Below are 16148 nucleotides of genomic sequence, written 5' to 3'. Positions count from 1 at the left end.
TAAATGTTGCGCGCAACGGAGCCGGAACCATGGGAGCTGCGAAGGGTTTGTCTCCCGTGCGGGCGCACGCCACGCACTTTCACACATGGGAGAAGGACCAATGGCCGAGAAGAAACTCGACGACCTGTTTTACGACACGTTGAAGGATATCTATTACGCCGAAAGGCAGATTCTCAAAGCCCTGCCGAAGATGGCGCGGGCAGCAACCGATACCAAGCTGAAACAGGCCTTTGAAAAGCACAGGGAAGAAACGCAGGGACAGATCGAACGCCTGCAGGAAGTGTTCGAAATGATCGGCAAGCGGGCGCAGGGCAAGACCTGCGAAGCTATCCAGGGCATCATCGCCGAGGGCGAAGAGATTATGGAAGACTTCAAGGGCACGGCAGCTCTCGATGCCGGTCTCATTTCGTCGGCCCAGGCGGTCGAACATTATGAGATCGCGCGTTACGGCACCCTGAAGGCGTGGGCTGAAAAGCTGGGACACGCCAATGTCGTTTCCCTGCTGGACGCCACGCTCAAGGAAGAAACGAAAACAGACGATGCGCTGACATCGCTTGCCAAGACCTCGATCAATGCGGCGGCCCAGAAGAAAGCGGCATGACAGGTTTCAGCCGCACAATTAAAAAACCGGAATGGTCATCCATTCCGGTTTTTTATGTGCTTAAGGGCTGCCCGTTCTACGGCAGGGTATAGGCAATCACATAGTCGCCCGGTTTGGTTCCCACCGAGCCGTGCCCCCCCGCAACCATCACGACATATTGCTTGCCGCCCTCCAGAGCATAGGTCATCGGCGTTGCCTGGCCACCGGCCGGCAGACGCGCTTCCCAGAGCTGCTTGCCGGTGGTGAGGTCGTAGGCCCGCAGATAGTCATCGACCGCCGCACCGAGGAAGGCCACGCCACCCTTGGTGATCATCGGCCCGCCAATGCCCGGCACACCGACCTTGAAGGGCAGTGGCAGCGGTGTCATGTCGTAGACCGTGCCGTTCTTGTGCTTGTAAGCGATATCGCCGGTGCGAAGGTCAGCACCTGCAACATATCCCCATGGCGGCGCCTGGCAGGGGATTTTCAACGGACCGAGAAACGGCCCCATGAAGACGCCATAGGGCGCGCCATCATTACGGTTCAAGCCCTGCTCGCTGCCCTTCTCGTCCTGACCCTTCGGCGGAATCTGGTCACGCGGAACCAGCTTCGAGGTGAAGGCGAGATAGGTCGGCATGCCGAACATGACCTGACGTTCAGGATCGACCGCCACGCTGCCCCAGTTGAACGTGCCGAAATTGCCGGGATAGATGATCGAACCCGTCAGCGACGGCGGCGTGTAACGGCCCTTATAGTTCAATTGATGGAAGCGGATACGGCAGGCGAGCTGGTCGAACATGGAGACACCCCACATGTCCTTTTCCTTCAGCGGCTCCGGCTTGAATGACAGCGCCGTCGTCGGCTGCGTCGGCGACGTGAAGTCTTCAGGAATAGCACCGCCCGGCGCCGGTTCTTCCGTGATCGGCAGAAGCGGTTCGCCGGTACGCCGGTCGAGAACGTAGATATCGCCCTGCTTGGTGGGACCGACGAGCGCCGGAACGCTCTGGCCGTCCTTGGTGATGTCAAGAAGCACCGGCTGGGCCGGAACATCCATGTCCCACAGGTCGTGGTGAACTGTCTGCCGCACCCAGCGATCCTTGCCGGTATTGATATCGAGCGCGACGATGGAGGAGGAATATTTCTCCACATTCTCGCTGCGGCCCATGCCGAGCTGATCCGGCACCTGGTTGCCGAGCGGTACGTAGACAAGGCCAAGACCTTCGTCATAACTTAAAACGGACCAGCTGTTCGGCGAGTTGGTCGTATAGGTCTCGCCTGCCGCAATCGGCTCGGTCTTTTCCGGATTGCCGGAATCCCAGTTCCAGATCAAGGCGCCGCTGTTCACATCGAAAGCACGGATGACGCCGGACTGTTCCTGCGTGGAATAGTTGTCGTTCACCGCGCCGCCGATGATGATCTTGCCAGCGGCGATGACCGGCGGCGAGGTCGAATAATAATAACCGGCGGGATTGTATTTCATGCCCTGCTCAAGATGCAGGACACCCTGATCGGCAAAGGACGTGCAGACCTGACCGGTTGCGGCATCGAGTGCGATCAGCCGCGCATCGGAGGTCGGCAGATAGACGCGCTCGGCGCAGGCCGTTCCCTGCGCGGCGTTGGGCTCGGCATAATAGGAAACGCCGCGGCAGGTCTGGTGCTGGCGGTCCGGATTGAGGCCGACATTCGGGTCGTATTTCCACTTTTCCTTGCCGGTGGCGGCATCGATGGCAATCGCCCAATTATGCGGCGTGCAGATGTAAAGCGTGTTGCCAACCTTGAGCGGCGTGACCTGATAGGTCGTCTCACCCACGTCATCGGGTAGCTTCACGTCGCCCGTCTGGTAACGCCAGGCTTCCTTGAGCTGCGAGACGTTGTCGACATTGACCTGGGTCAGCGGCGAATAACGCTGGCCATAGGGGGTGCGACCATATTGATGCCAGTCACCGTCAGGCACATTGCCGCCATAGACGGGCGCCGCAGACGCGGTCTCCTGTGGCAGGGAACCCGGATTGTCATGCGGATCCTGCGCCATGGAATATCCGGCCACCGCTATGGAGGCGAGAACCGATAGTCCAAGCGGCCATGCATTGGGGCCGTAACGCAAGCCTGTCGGGCTCGCAAAACCAAGTGGTTTTCTGACCCAGGGCACCAGAAGCCAGAGGCCGATGAGAATAATGATGCCGCCACGCGGACCGAGCTGCCACCAGTCGAAGCCGACTTCCCAAACGGCCCAGGCAAGGGTCGCGACGATGAAGACGGCATAGACGTGCAGCGCTGCACGATTGCGCTTGAAGAGCAGGATGGCCGTCAACAGGAAGGCCAGCCCGGAAAGGACATAATAAAAACTCCCGCCCAGCATGACGAGCTGAGAGCCGAAACCGAACAGCGCAAGGCCGATCAGCGAGAGAATAACCGCAGTGACGGTGACTGCCATGAATGAAACCCCCGATTCCTGTCACTTTGCGTGAAATGAAATCGGGTGCGATCTGGTTCCATACAAACCATTCATTTGTCGTGAAAAATTTCACGGCATGGTGGTCATGGATTTTGCGACGCTCCGGTTGAGCCCTGCGGGGCAGGTGAGGTCTCCGTTTGGGAATTTTGCGGCCGGTTCTCATCAGGCTCGAAAACCGAATATTCGACGACGGCCCAAACCACCAGCGCAAGAAGTACACTGACAATCAAAATGACAAGCACCGGCCGTCCCTGGGACCCTTGCCGTGCCCGTGTTGCCGTCACGCTTTTCGGGGAATCCCGACCGTCGAGATAGCGGGCATTTTCTCTGGCCATGTCTTTCACTCCCTGTAACCCTGCAAATTTAATCCCCGGGGTCAGGGTTTTGTTCCAGATCGCCGGAGAACGACTTTAACCGCACTCGGCCGGCAAACGGGGCCTCTCCGCGCGCTCATCCTCTGCCACATCCACCGCGCTGAAGCTTTGCCCGAGGCCGAGCCAGGAGACCGGCAGGCGTGTTCCACCGCCATCCGTTTCCCAGATATCGTCTGGCGGGTTGTCGGAATTCGCCGACGGCGGGGGCAATGTTCCCGCATGAAAGCGGGTGCCGGAAAAGGAAAGGTATCTTTTAACCGCATGGCGCCATCCACGCCAAAGGTCCAGAAAAGCAGGAATTCTCAACATCATGATTGTCAGGCAATATATCGATAAAATAACTTCCCCTTATTTGGCACGTCTGGACGAGCTGCACATCCCCGTTGCGACGCAACCGCAGCGAATGGTCGAATTGTGCCAACAAACCGTCATAAAGTGTCAGATAAAGCCCGGCAAAGCGTGATCAGCGGCCGAGCTGCACGATCCAGCGTGTCCATTCCGCACTATCAGGCTTCAGAATATCCGACGTGACGTCACGGCTTTCCGATGCGAAATGGCGCATCTGGCGCGGCGAAAGACCGAAGGTCTTCTTGAAGACGCGGCTGAAATTTTCCGGATTGGTGAAACCATAGGACGCCGCCACCTCGGCAATCGTCATATGTGCCGATTGCGGTGCCCGCAGGAAATCCATTGCACGTTCAAGACGCCGATGGGTGATGCAGGCCGAAAACCCGCCCAGCGGCTCGAAAAGCCGATAGACGGTGCGTCGCGATACGCCGAATTCGCCCATCACCTTTTCCACCGACAGGGCCGGATCGAGCAGGTGATTGTCGATATAGCGCCGGATGGATGCCCTGAGCGCCCGCTGCACGCCCTGCGCATTGTCGTGCCCGACATGATTGTTGATGGCGGCTGCGGCAAGGTCCAGAAGCGGCGAGACCGTGGCTGCGCCCTCACTGGCGCTCATCACGTCGAAATGGCGATAGATGCTCGTCATCGTTTCGCGCAGCAGCGATACCAGCGGCAGACCGGCCGGCAGCACACGTTCATGATGATTGCCGGAACCGACAAGCCTGCCTTCCAGCAGCCGGCGCGGCACAACAAGGCTGAGATGGTCGTGGTCTGTCGTCGCAGTGGCCAGCGGTTGCGCCATGTCGATGAGATAGAGGTCGCCGGGGCCTGCGGTCTCGCCCGATCCACGTCGCGACATGCTTTGTCCGCTGGCGTAGAATTGCAGGAGAAAACCGTCCATGCCGTCGCGGGCAAGCTTGTGACGCGAACGGTCGAAATCCTGCGCCGAAGACTGGGTGCGGCCGAGCGCGACATTGCCGATGAAAGCCGCATCGACGCTGGCGAAGAAACCGTCATCCTGCGGGCGACGCAGGCGGGCATCGAACAGCACATTGATCGAATCCCGCCAAAGCCCCATGGCGTCGCGTTTCGGCACCTGGCGCGTATCGAAGCGGGAGCGCGCCAGCGGCGCTTCAAAAGACCCTGTGTTCATCATGACGCTTTTCCGTGAACACGGCGCTGACCCCGCCGTCCACGAAAACTATACAGGATTGAAACCGCTCAACAATGCCGGAAGCCGATGAGACGGTTCGCTTCAAGCGCGTGCGCGAAAATTATTTCGCGGTCCAGCCGCCATCGATGGAGATGGTGGTGCCGGTGATGGAGCGCGCCATATCGCCGGAGAGATAAAGCGCCATTTCCGCCACTTCTTCCGGTTGCACAAACCGCCTGGTCGGCTGCGGCGCAAGCATCACCTTTTTCACCACATCCTCCTCGCTCATGCCATGCACGCGCGCCTGATCGGCAACCTGGGCCGCGACAAGCGGCGTCCAGACATAACCGGGGCAGATGGCGTTGCAGGTGATGCCGAGTTCGGCGACTTCCAGCGCCACGCTTTTCGTCAGGCCCACCACCGCATGTTTGGTCGCCACATAAGGGCCCTTGAAGGGCGAAGCACGCAGGCCGTGTGCGGAAGCAATGTTGACGATGCGGCCCCAACCCCTTTCCTTCATGCCCGGCAAGGCCGCACGGATGGTGTGAAAGGCACTGTCGAGCGAGATAGCAACAATATGGGAGAAATCGGCAAAATCGAACTCATCGATCGGCGCGACTTTCTGGATGCCGGCATTGTTGACGAGGACGTCAATATGACCGAATTCGGCGATGACGGTTTCCGGCAGATGGGCGCTTTCATCATAATTGGCGAGGTTGGCGGCAAAATAGACCGGCCTGTGCCGCGCCACCTTCGCGACCGCCTCCAGCGCCTGCGTCGCCTCCTCGGCCGTCTCTATGCCATGCACCGCGACCAGATACCCCGCCTCGGCGAAACGTTTGGCGATGGCGAGCCCGATGCCGCTGGTGGAACCCGTGACGAGCACGGTTTTCGGTTGGTCCTCCATCGGCCTAGTCCTTCAGCTGCGGCAGGTTGCGGAAAAGTTCGAGCGCTTCGGGATTGGCAAGCGCATCGGCATTCTTCACCGGCCGGCCATGGATGGTGTCACGCACCGCGATTTCGGAAATCTTGCCGGAGCGCGTGCGGGGAATGGCGCTGACCGCAATGATCCTTGCCGGCACATGCCGCGGTGTGGCACCCGAACGGATGCGGCTGCGGATGGTCTTTTCCAGCTCTTCCGTCAGGGCCGCACTGCCCTTCATGCGCAGGAAGAGGATGACCCGCTGATCACCGTCGATATCCTGCCCCACGGCAATCGCCTCCTCGACTTCAGGCACGGTCTCCACCTGCCGGTAGATTTCGGCCGTGCCGATGCGAACCCCGCCGGGATTGAGCGTCGTATCCGAACGTCCATGGATGACATAACCGCCGGAGGGGCGCATTTCGGCAAAATCACCATGCGCCCATATTCCGGGGAACCGGTCGAAATAGGCAGCCTGATAGCGAGAACCATCCTCATCGCCCCAGAATTTGACCGGCATGGACAAATGGGCATTGCGGCAGACCAGTTCACCGGCAACGCCGCGAACGGAACGCCCCTCATCATCCAGTGTATCGATATCCATGCCGAGCATCGCACCCTGCAATTCGCCGCGATGCACCGGCTGCAAAGGGTTACCGCCGAGAAAACAGGCGCAGATATCCGTGCCGCCGGAAATGGAGGCGAGGTGCACGTCGGCCTTCCAGTCGCGATAGATATAATCGAAGGATTGCGGGATGAGCGGCGAGCCGGTGGAGAGAATTGTCCGTAGCGATGAAAGATCGCGGCTTTCGCGCGGCTTCAGCCCGGCCTTCAGGCAGGCGTCGATAAACTTCGCCGACGTGCCGAAAGTGGCGATCCGCTCGGCGTCGATGAGATCGATCAGCCGTGCGGATGTCGGATAACCTGGATTGCCGTCATAGGTTACCAGAGTAGCGCCAAGCGCCAGACCGGAGACCTGCCAGTTCCACATCATCCAGCCGCAGGTGGTGAAATAGAAAAAGCGCTCCCCTTCCTGAATATCGCATTGCAGTTTCAGCTCCTTCATGTGCTGAAGAAGCAAACCGCCGCCGGAATGGGTGATGCATTTCGGCTTGCCGGTGGTGCCCGAGGAATAAAGGATCGCCAGCGGCGACTTGACGGGCAGACGGTTAAAGGCAATCTCACCCGCCGCATAAGGCGCGACGAAATCCTTAAGCGTCACGCAGCCGAGATCGGCAAGGCTTTCGGGAACGGCATCGCCGATCAGCACGATCCTTTCAGGAGCCGCACTTTCCGCCACCGCCCGAATGGTCGGGCCGACATCGATGCGTTTGCCGGCATAACCATATTCCGGCACGGCGATGAGGATTTTCGGGCCGATCTGCGACAGACGGTCGGAGGCTCCCGCCGGCCCGAAATCCGGCGAGCAGGAGGACCAGATCGCCCCAATGGCGCTGACAGCCAGATAGCTGACGATCGCCTCGATATCATGGGTGACGATGGCCCCGACGCGGTCGCCTTGCCTCACACCGGCATGGGCAAGCGCCTGCACCATGCGGGACACTTCGTCGTAAAGCTCTCTGCGGGTAATCTCGCGCCTTGTGCCATCGTCGCGATGGGCGATGATAGCCAGCCGCTCATCGGCATCGCGCAGCAGGTTTTCGGCATAATTGAGCCTTGCGCCCGGATAGAACTCGGCCTCCCGGATCGTCGCGCCCGGTTCGAACGCCACGTCGCCGCGCGTGCCGATAATGCCGAGTTCGTCCCACAGCGCATCGTAAAATTCATCCGGCGCGTCGATGGACCAGCCCAGCAGGCCGGCATAGTTATCGGCGGCCTGCCCGTGCAGCTTTGCCGTTTTCGTCGCGAAGGTGAAAAGCGCCGAGCGCTCCAGCCTCTTCTCCGGCGGCACCCATAAGATGTCGGATGGCGCGGCGTCCGTCATGCTTCGCTCCCGCGCAGCATTTCGACGATGGCGGAAAAATCGCGCCCGCCGCTTCCTTCGCCGACGAAGTTCTCGTAAAGCGCCGCCGCCGCCGCACCGAGCGGGGTGGAAGCCCCCGCTCCATTCGCGGCCTCCTGCGAAAGCTTCAGATCCTTCAGCATTAGGGCCGCGGCAAATCCGGGCTGGTAATCCTTGTTTGCGGGCGATGTCGGCACCGGTCCCGGCACCGGGCAATAGGTGGTGAGCGACCAGCATTGCCCGGAAGAGGTGGAGGCGACATCGAAAAGCGCCTGATGCGAAAGCCCGAGTTTTTCGCCCAGAACAAAAGCTTCCGAAACGGCGATCATGGAAATGCCGAGGATCATGTTGTTGCAGATTTTGGCCGCCTGGCCGTTGCCACCCTTGCCGCAATGCACGATCTTCTTGCCCATCGCCTCCAGCACCGGCTTTGCCGCAGAGAAGGCCGCAGCCTCGCCGCCGCACATGAAGGTCAGGGTGCCCGCCGCAGCCCCGCCCGTTCCGCCGGAAACGGGCGCATCGACCGAGGGGCAACCGGCGGAAGCGGCCAGTTCATGCGCCTTCAGCGCGCTTTCCATATCCACCGTCGAGCAGTCGATAAGCAGCGTGCCAGCAGAAATCTTTTTAACCAGATCGCCATAGACGGAAACCACATGTTCGCCCTTCGGCAGCATGGTGATGATCACGTCAGCCGCTTCGATAGCCTCGGCAGAATCCGCAGCAACGGGAATGCCCGCCTCTCTCGCCGCCGCGCGGCAGGCTTCGGAAAGATCGTGACCCCTGACGGCATATCCGGCCTTGACGAGATTGGCGGCCATGGGCAGGCCCATATGTCCCAGCCCGATAAAAGCGACGGTCTTCATCGGAGCGCTCCTTTCAGCGATTATCCGCAAGGATCATGTCGGCGGCCTTTTCGGCAATCATGATCGTCGGGGAATTGGTATTTCCAGATGTGATGCGTGGCATCACCGATGCATCGGCGACGCGCAGCCCGGCGAGCCGGCGGAATTTCAGCCGCGCATCGACCACGCTTTCCATATCCGACCCCATGCGCAGCGTGCCGACAGGGTGGAAGATGGTGGTGCCGATATCGCCCGCCGCCTTTGCAAGATCATTGTCGTTCTCAAAGGAGGGACCCGGCTTGTATTCCTGCGGCTTGAAGCGCGCGAAGGCCGGCTGGGCGACGATGCGGCGTGTCAGCCGCATGGCGTCGATGGCCACCTGGCGGTCGCCTTCGGTGGAAAGATAGTTCGGGCGGATTTCCGGCTGCATGGCGAAATCCGGTCCTTTCACATGCACTGAACCCCGGCTTTCCGGCCGCAAATTGCAGACACTTGCGGTAATGGCCGGGAAAGTGTGAACCGGATCACCGAACTTGTCGAGCGAAACCGGCTGGACATGATATTCCAGATCGGCGGTTTCCTTTTCCGGCGAGGAACGGGTGAAGACACCGAGCTGGCTCGGCGCCATCGACATCGGCCCGGAGCGCGTCAGCGCATATTCGAGGCCGATCCGCGCCTTGCCGAACAGGGTGGAGGCCCTTTCATTCAGCGTCAGAACGCCGGAGACCTTGTAAACCATGCGCAGCTGCAGATGATCCTGCAGGTTTTCACCCACACCCTGAACCTCCGCCACCGTGTCGATACCGGCCGCCTGCAACACATCGCCACGGCCGACGCCGGAAAGCTCCAGAATATGCGGCGAGCCGATCGCGCCGGCGGACAGCACCGTCTCGCGCCGCGCCCGCATCTTTTTCAGGACGCCGTCATGGTGAAACTCGACGCCGGTGACACGGCCTTCTTCGATGATCAGGCGCTTGACATGGGCCTTGGTCAGAACCGTCAGGTTCTTGCGGCCAAGCGCCGGTTTCAGAAAGGCTTTCGCCGTGTTCCAGCGCCAGCCAGCCCGCTGGTTGACGTCGAAATAACCGGCGCCTTCATTGTCGCCGCGGTTGAAATCATCGGTCGCGGGAATACCCGCCTCGCCCGCCGCCTTCTGGAAGGCATCCAGCACATCCCAGCGCACGCGCGCCTTCTCCACCCGCCATTCGCCGCCGGCGGAATGCAGATCATTCTTGCCGCGATAAAAGTCTTCCGACTTCAGGAAATAGGGCAGGATATCGTTCCATCCCCAACCCTCGCAGCCAAGCTGCCGCCACATATCATAATCGCGCGCCTGGCCGCGCATATAGATCATGCCGTTGATGGAGGAGCAGCCGCCAAGTACCTTGCCGCGCGGATATATCAGCGAGCGACCGTTGAGCCCCGGCTCTTCCGCCGTCTTGAAACACCAGTCAGTGCGCGGATTGTTAATGCAATAGAGATAACCGACCGGAATGTGGATCCAGTGGTAATTATCGTTGCCGCCCGCTTCCAGCAGCAGCACGCGGTTGTTCGGATCTTTCGAAAGGCGGTTGGCGAGAACGCATCCGGCACTCCCCGCTCCGATGACGATATAGTCATATTCGCCCATACTCTTCTCCATACGCCGCCCTTGCCGCGTCGTCCCGGACGCGGGGGAGGCCTTTCCAGTGTTTTCAAAAAATGTTTAGCCGCGGTGCTGGAAGCCGAGTTTTCTCCCAAGCCGCGACGCGTAAAATTCGCCGATCAGACCGCGCCGGAACACCAGAACGCAGGCCATGAAAACGAGGCCGGTAATGATGGTGACCGGGAAATCGGACGTCGCGAGATAGTTCTGCAGGGTGACGACGAGACCCGCGCCAAAAATCGGGCCGATCATGGTGCCGATGCCGCCGAGCAGCGTCATCAGGATCACTTCGCCGGACATCTGCCAGGTCACATCCGTCAGCGTCGCGAACTGGAAGACCAGCGCCTTCAGACCGCCCGCAAGACCGGCCAGCGTCGCCGACATCACGAAAGCACCGAGCTTGTAGCGCTGCACGCTGTAGCCCAGCGAAATGGCGCGCTGCTCGTTTTCGCGGATCGATTTCAGGATCATGCCGAAGGGTGAGTTGACGAAACGCCAGATAACCAGAAGCGCGAGAACAAAGGCGGCCAGCACGGTGTAATAGATGTTGAGCGGCGCATTGAGATCGAGAAGGCCGAAGAGATGGCCGCGCGGCACGCCCTGCAAGCCGTCCTCGCCATGGGTGAAGGGCGCCTGAAGGCAGAAGAAATAAAACATCTGCGACAGCGCCAGCGTGATCATGGCGAAATAGATGCCCTGGCGGCGGATGGCGAAGAAGCCGATGACGAGACCGAGCAGCGCCGCACCCGCCATGCCGATGACAAGGCCGATCTCGGGCGTCACGCCCCATTCCTTCACCGAATAGGCGGTGAAATAGGCGGCACCGCCGAAAAACGCCGCATGGCCGAAGGACAGAAGGCCCGTGTACCCAATCAGCAGATTGAAGGCGCAGGCAAACAGCGCAAAGCACAGGAGCTTCATCAGAAAGATCGGATAAACGAACATCGGCGCGGCGATGAGCACGGCAAGCCCTGCGAGAATAAGCACGGTCTTGATGGTGCCGGCAGTCGTCGAAACCTCCGTCTGCGGCATTGCTCCGGCGGTGGGGCTATGGGTGGCTTTGGACATATCAGGCGTCCTTTCCGAAAAGTCCGGCGGGGCGGATGAGCAGCACAAAGGCCATGATGACGAAAATGACGATGTTGGAGGCTTCCGGGTAGAACACCTTGGTAAGGCCCTCCGCAATGCCGAGCATGTAACCGGTGACAATGGCACCCATGATCGACCCCATGCCGCCAACCACGACCACGGCAAAAACGACGATGATGAGGTTGGTGCCCATCAAGGGCGAGACCTGATAGATCGGCGCCGCCAGCACGCCGGTGAAGCCTGCAAGGCCGGCACCCAATGCGTAGGTCAGCGTCAGCAGTACCGGCACGTTGATGCCAAAAGCCTGCACCAGCGTCGGGTTTTCCGTCGCGGCCCGCAGATAGGAGCCAAGTCTCGTTTTTTCGATCAGCGCCCATGTCGCAATGCAGGCGACCAGCGAAATGACGACGACGAAAGCGCGGTAGTTCGGCAGGAACATGAAGCCGAGATTGGTGCCACCGGCAAGCTGCGGCGGAACCGAATAGGGCTGGCCAGCAGCGCCATAAAGCCAGCGGAACGTGCCTTCCACCACCAGCGCCAGGCCGAAGGTGAAGAGCAGCCCGTAAAGCGGATCGAGATCGTAAAGCCGCGACAGCATGAGACGTTCGACGATCGCACCGAGAAGCGCCACGACAAGCGGCGTCACCACCAGCGCCACCCAGAAATTGATGCCGAAATATTGCAGGCCGAGGAAGGCCACAAAAGCGCCGAGCATATATTGCGCGCCATGCGCAAAATTGATGACGCGCAACAGGCCGAAAATGACGGCGAGACCGAGCGACAGCAGGGCATAAAACGAACCGTTGATGAGGCCGATCAGCAATTGCCCGAGGAGCGCCTGAATTGGAACGCCGAAGATCATCGTCATCGTTAAACCCCCAGCACTTTGTTGAGTTCGCCCATGCGGCCGGAAAGCTCGCCCACCGGAAAATTGCCGACCATCTGGCCATGATCCATCAGGTAGAAGCGGTCGGCGATGCGGCTGGCGAAACGGAAATTCTGCTCGACCAGAACCACGGTCATGCCGCGGCTCTTCAGTGTCTTCAGCACCTCGCCGATGCGCTGGACGATAACAGGGGCAAGTCCCTCGGTCGGCTCATCAAGCAGCAGCACCTTGACCCCGGTGCGCAGGATTCGCGCCATGGCCAGCATCTGCTGCTCGCCACCGGAGAGTTTCGTGCCGGGGCTCGCCCGACGTTCATAAAGATTGGGAAACAGCTCGTAGATTTCATCGAGCGTCATGCCGCCAGATGCAACGACGGGCGGCAGCTTCAGATTTTCCTCGACACTCAGCGTCGCGAAGATGCCGCGCTCTTCCGGCACGAAACCGAGGCCATATTTCGCCGTGCGATGCAGCGGCACCGGCATCATATCCTTGCCGCCGAGCTTGATGGAACCCTTGCGGTTGCGGATGATGCCCATGATGGTGCGCAGCGTCGTGGTTTTACCGACACCGTTGCGGCCGAGAATGGTGATGGTTTCACCCTCGCCGACGGTGAGATCGACGCCGTGCAGGGCCTGGCTTTCACCATACCAGGACTTCAGGTTGGAGACTTCGAGCATTGCCGCCATATCAAGCCTCCTCCGTGCCCATATAGGCCGTGCGCACACGCGGATCGGCGGAAACGGCGGCATAATCGCCCTCCGCCAGAATTTCACCGCGTTGCAAGACCGTGACGTGGTGGCAAATATCGGCCACGACTTTCAGATTATGTTCGACCATCAGCACCGCGCGTGTCTTTGCCACCTCACGGATGAGTTCGGCGACGTGGGCGACATCCTCGCCGCCCATGCCGGCCATCGGTTCATCGAGCAGCAGAACCTTCGGATCGAGCGCCAGCGTGGTGGCGATTTCGAGGACCCGCTTGCGGCCGTAAGAAAGATCGGCCGCAAGCGCATGTTTTTCCCGTGTCAGGCCGACCATGGCGATCAGCTCCTCGGCGCGGGCGTTCAGCCTGTCGAGCGAGGAGAGCGGCAGCCAGAACTGCGTTGCAAGGCTGTTGGGCCGCTGCAACGCCACCCGCACATTTTCCAGAACCGTCAGATGCGGAAACACCGCCGATATCTGGAAAGACCTGACGAGGCCGAGACGCGCCACCTTGTCCGGCGGCGTCCTTGTTATGTCCGTTCCCATGAAGGTGATCGCCCCGCCTGTCGGCTGGAGAAACTTGGTCAACAGGTTGAAGACCGTGGTTTTGCCGGCACCGTTCGGACCGATAAGCGCATGCACGCGGGCATGGTGGACGTCGAGATCGACGTTTTTCACGGCCGCGAATGCGCCGAAGGTCTTGGAGAGACCGCGCGCCGAAAGAACGACGCGAGGTTCGGCCTGCCCGGCAAGGGCGGGAGCGATCGTCATCAAGCTTTCCCCTTTTTATTCTTTTTTACTGCGTTACCAGCGGGCAACCGCTCTTTGCGGGGTCCATGAAGGCTTCCTTGCCGGGGATGGTGGCAAGTACCTTGTAATAATCCCACGGCTGCTTGCTTTCCTCCGGCTTCTTCACTTCCATGAGATACATGTCGTGGATCATGCGGCCATTGGCGGCCACATGGCCGTCCTTCGAGAAGACGTCGTTGACAGGCATTTCCTTCATGGCCTTGGCGACGGCATCGGCATCATCCGTACCGGCCTTTTCGATGGCCTTCAGGTAGTGCAGCACGGCGGAGTAGGTGCCGGCATGAACCATGTTTGGCATGGCGCCGGTGCGTTCCTTGAAACGCTCGCCGAACTTGCGCGATTCATCATCGCGGTCCCAATAAAAACCTTCCGTCAGCGTCAACCCCTGAGCCGCTTCGAGACCGAGGCCGTGGACTTCGGCAAGCGTGAAGAGAAGCGCCGCAAGCCGCTGGCCGCCCGCCACGATACCGAATTCGGCCGCCTGCTTGATGGCGTTGGAGGTATCGAGACCGGCATTGGCAAGGCCGATGACCTTCGCGCCCGAAGACTGCGCCTGCAGCAGGAAGGAGGAATAATCCGTCGTGGCCAGCGGATGGCGCACGGAACCCAGCACCTTGCCGCCATTGGCCTTGACGAAATTGCCGGTGTTTTCTTCCAGCGAATAACCGAAAGCATAGTCGGCGGTCAGGAAGAACCAGCTGTCACCGCCCTGCTTGACGAGCGCGCCGCCGGTGCCGACCGCCAGCGAATAGGTGTCATAGGCCCAGTGGAAACCATAGGGGCTGCATTGTTTGCCCGTCAGCTCGGTCGTTGCCGCACCCGTATTGACGGTGATCTTCTTCTTGTCCTTGGAAAGCGCCTGTACGGCGAGGCCCACCGACGACGACGTCAATTCCATGATCGAATCGACCTGTTCGGTGTCGTACCATTGGCGGGCGATATTGGAGGCGACATCCGCCTTGTTCTGGTGGTCGGCGGTCACCACTTCCACCGGCGCATTGAGCACCTTGCCGCCGAAATCCTCGACCGCCATCTTCGCGGCCTCGTAAGAATATTTGCCGCCGAAGTTGGCATAGACGCCCGACTGGTCGTTCAGGATGCCGATCTTGACCTTGCCGTCGGAAATCTCGGCGGCATAAGCGGCGGTGCCCGCGGCTAGTGCCATGGCCGTGGATAAAAGGATACTCTTGCGCATGACTTCTCCTCCCAGAGATGATTGCGAGCCTCAGATGGGTCTGTGCAACGGTGAACGAAACCGCCTGCGGGCTTCCATGCCATTGCACCCGAATGGTCACACCGCCCTCCTCAAAGCGATGCATCCTGAGCCTAGACTTCTCGAATTCGGCCGTTGACACAAGAGCGGGGCATCATCAAATTGCGAACAGGAACTGTTCATTTTTGAACAGAACTCTTGATGGGAGACGAAAATGGCCACCCCTTTTACCTGGGACGACCTGCAATATTTTCTGGCCGTGGCCCGCACCGGGCAGCTCTCATCGGCAGCCCGAAGCCTGCGCACCAGCCACGCCACCGTCTCCCGCCATATCGACCGGCTGGAATTCTCGCTTAAAACCAAGCTGTTCGAGCGAAACCCGCGCGGTTATGAACTCACGACCGTCGGCCGGCGGCTGGTGGATACGGTCGAGCGTATCGAGGCGGAAGCGGAAAGACTGCAATCGGATATTTCCGAAAGCGGCAGCCTGCTGCGCGGCGTGGTGCGGCTCAGCGCACCGGAAGGTTTTTCCAATTTTTTCTTCGTTGAAAGGCTGAAGGACTTCGCCATCACGCATCCCCACATCATGGTGGAGATGGTGACGATCCAGCAGATCATGGCGCTATCGAGAAAGGAGGCCGATGTCGCGGTCACGCTCGACCCACCGAAAGCCGGTCCCTATATCAACGAACAGATCATCGATTACACACTGCATATCTATGCCTCGCGTTCCTATCTGGCCGGGCGACCGAAAATCACCAAGCGCGAGGACCTGCTCGATCATTTCTTCATCGGTTACGTACAGGACCTGATCTTTTCGCCGGGTCTAGACTATATGCGCGATGTGCTGCCCGGCCTCAGGCCCAACTTCCAGTCATCGAGCATTTTTGCCCAGCTGACCGCTACTCTCAGCGGCCGCGGCCTTTGCATATTGCCGAATTTCATCGCCGCGCGCTTTCCCGATTTGCAAATGGTGCTTGCCGGGGAAGTGGAACTGCGACGGGGCTACTGGCTGACGAGCCATCAGGACTTTGCCAACGTGCCGCGCGTCCGCTCGCTGATGGACTTCATTCTCACCACCGCGCGCGCCCACGAAAATCTCTTCATCCTCGACCGCAAGACGATTGCCTGAAGCAGCCATCGTTCACATTTCGGCGACACCG

The 16148-nt window shown here is 60.1% G+C and carries 13 protein-coding genes; 2 read left to right on the top strand and 11 right to left on the bottom strand.

Annotated features, from left to right (window positions below; all coding sequences use genetic code 11):
* Nucleotides 1-100: 100 nt before the first annotated feature.
* Nucleotides 101-601 carry a YciE/YciF ferroxidase family protein gene (locus AGR13A_RS20515; RefSeq protein ID WP_035223572.1) on the top strand — a complete coding sequence of 167 codons (501 nt, stop codon included), beginning with the start codon at nucleotides 101-103 and terminating at the stop codon, nucleotides 599-601.
* A 76-nt stretch (nucleotides 602-677) separates the two neighbouring features.
* On the opposite strand, the gene AGR13A_RS20510 is transcribed toward AGR13A_RS20515, so the two are convergent.
* The 11 genes from AGR13A_RS20510 to AGR13A_RS20455 form a co-directional block, all read right to left on the bottom strand.
* Nucleotides 678-3014 carry a glucose/quinate/shikimate family membrane-bound PQQ-dependent dehydrogenase gene (locus AGR13A_RS20510; RefSeq protein ID WP_080839040.1) on the bottom strand — a complete coding sequence of 779 codons (2337 nt, stop codon included), beginning with the start codon at nucleotides 3012-3014 and terminating at the stop codon, nucleotides 678-680.
* Nucleotides 3015-3872: 858 nt separating this feature from the next.
* On the bottom strand, nucleotides 3873-4916 hold the full coding sequence (locus AGR13A_RS20500; RefSeq protein ID WP_080839037.1) for a helix-turn-helix domain-containing protein: 1044 nt from the start codon (nucleotides 4914-4916) through the stop codon (nucleotides 3873-3875).
* Nucleotides 4917-5034: 118 nt separating this feature from the next.
* Nucleotides 5035-5820, bottom strand: coding sequence for a 3-hydroxybutyrate dehydrogenase (locus AGR13A_RS20495; protein WP_080839034.1), 786 nt, complete (start codon nucleotides 5818-5820; stop codon nucleotides 5035-5037).
* Between the two features lie 4 nt (nucleotides 5821-5824).
* Nucleotides 5825-7780 (bottom strand): acetoacetate--CoA ligase, encoded by a 1956-nt coding sequence (locus AGR13A_RS20490; RefSeq protein ID WP_080839030.1) that lies wholly within the window; start codon nucleotides 7778-7780, stop codon nucleotides 5825-5827.
* A complete protein-coding gene (gene mmsB / locus AGR13A_RS20485; protein ID WP_080839028.1) occupies nucleotides 7777-8661 on the bottom strand; it encodes a 3-hydroxyisobutyrate dehydrogenase in 885 nt (294 codons plus the stop codon). The genes AGR13A_RS20490 and mmsB overlap by 4 nt, the downstream gene beginning before the upstream one ends.
* Before the next feature lie 13 nt (nucleotides 8662-8674).
* Nucleotides 8675-10270 (bottom strand): GMC family oxidoreductase, encoded by a 1596-nt coding sequence (locus tag AGR13A_RS20480; RefSeq protein ID WP_080839026.1) that lies wholly within the window; start codon nucleotides 10268-10270, stop codon nucleotides 8675-8677.
* A gap of 75 nt (nucleotides 10271-10345) precedes the next feature.
* The gene (locus tag AGR13A_RS20475) at nucleotides 10346-11353 is read right to left on the bottom strand and encodes a branched-chain amino acid ABC transporter permease (RefSeq protein WP_080839024.1); all 1008 of its coding nucleotides are present in this window, start codon (nucleotides 11351-11353) and stop codon (nucleotides 10346-10348) included.
* 1 nt (nucleotide 11354) lies between these two features.
* Nucleotides 11355-12242, bottom strand: a complete 888-nt coding sequence (locus AGR13A_RS20470) for a branched-chain amino acid ABC transporter permease (protein ID WP_035223592.1) — start codon at nucleotides 12240-12242, stop codon at nucleotides 11355-11357.
* A 2-nt stretch (nucleotides 12243-12244) separates the two neighbouring features.
* Entirely contained in the window at nucleotides 12245-12946 is a 702-nt protein-coding gene (locus AGR13A_RS20465) for an ABC transporter ATP-binding protein (RefSeq protein ID WP_035223595.1), read from the bottom strand.
* Nucleotide 12947: 1 nt separating this feature from the next.
* Nucleotides 12948-13733 carry an ABC transporter ATP-binding protein gene (locus AGR13A_RS20460; protein ID WP_035223598.1) on the bottom strand — a complete coding sequence of 262 codons (786 nt, stop codon included), beginning with the start codon at nucleotides 13731-13733 and terminating at the stop codon, nucleotides 12948-12950.
* 25 nt (nucleotides 13734-13758) lie between these two features.
* On the bottom strand, nucleotides 13759-14967 hold the full coding sequence (locus AGR13A_RS20455) for an ABC transporter substrate-binding protein (RefSeq protein ID WP_080839021.1): 1209 nt from the start codon (nucleotides 14965-14967) through the stop codon (nucleotides 13759-13761).
* Nucleotides 14968-15199: 232 nt separating this feature from the next.
* Here AGR13A_RS20455 and AGR13A_RS20450 point away from each other — a divergent pair, with 232 nt between their 5' ends.
* Nucleotides 15200-16117, top strand: a complete 918-nt coding sequence (locus AGR13A_RS20450) for a LysR family transcriptional regulator (RefSeq protein WP_080839019.1) — start codon at nucleotides 15200-15202, stop codon at nucleotides 16115-16117.
* Nucleotides 16118-16148 lie beyond the last annotated feature (31 nt).

Origin of the sequence: Agrobacterium genomosp. 13 str. CFBP 6927, assembly GCA_900012615.1 — a bacterium.
Classification (GTDB): Bacteria; Pseudomonadota; Alphaproteobacteria; order Rhizobiales; family Rhizobiaceae; genus Agrobacterium.
Note: the sequence above shows the minus strand (reverse complement) of the source record. Positions and strands in the feature narration are given on the sequence as shown.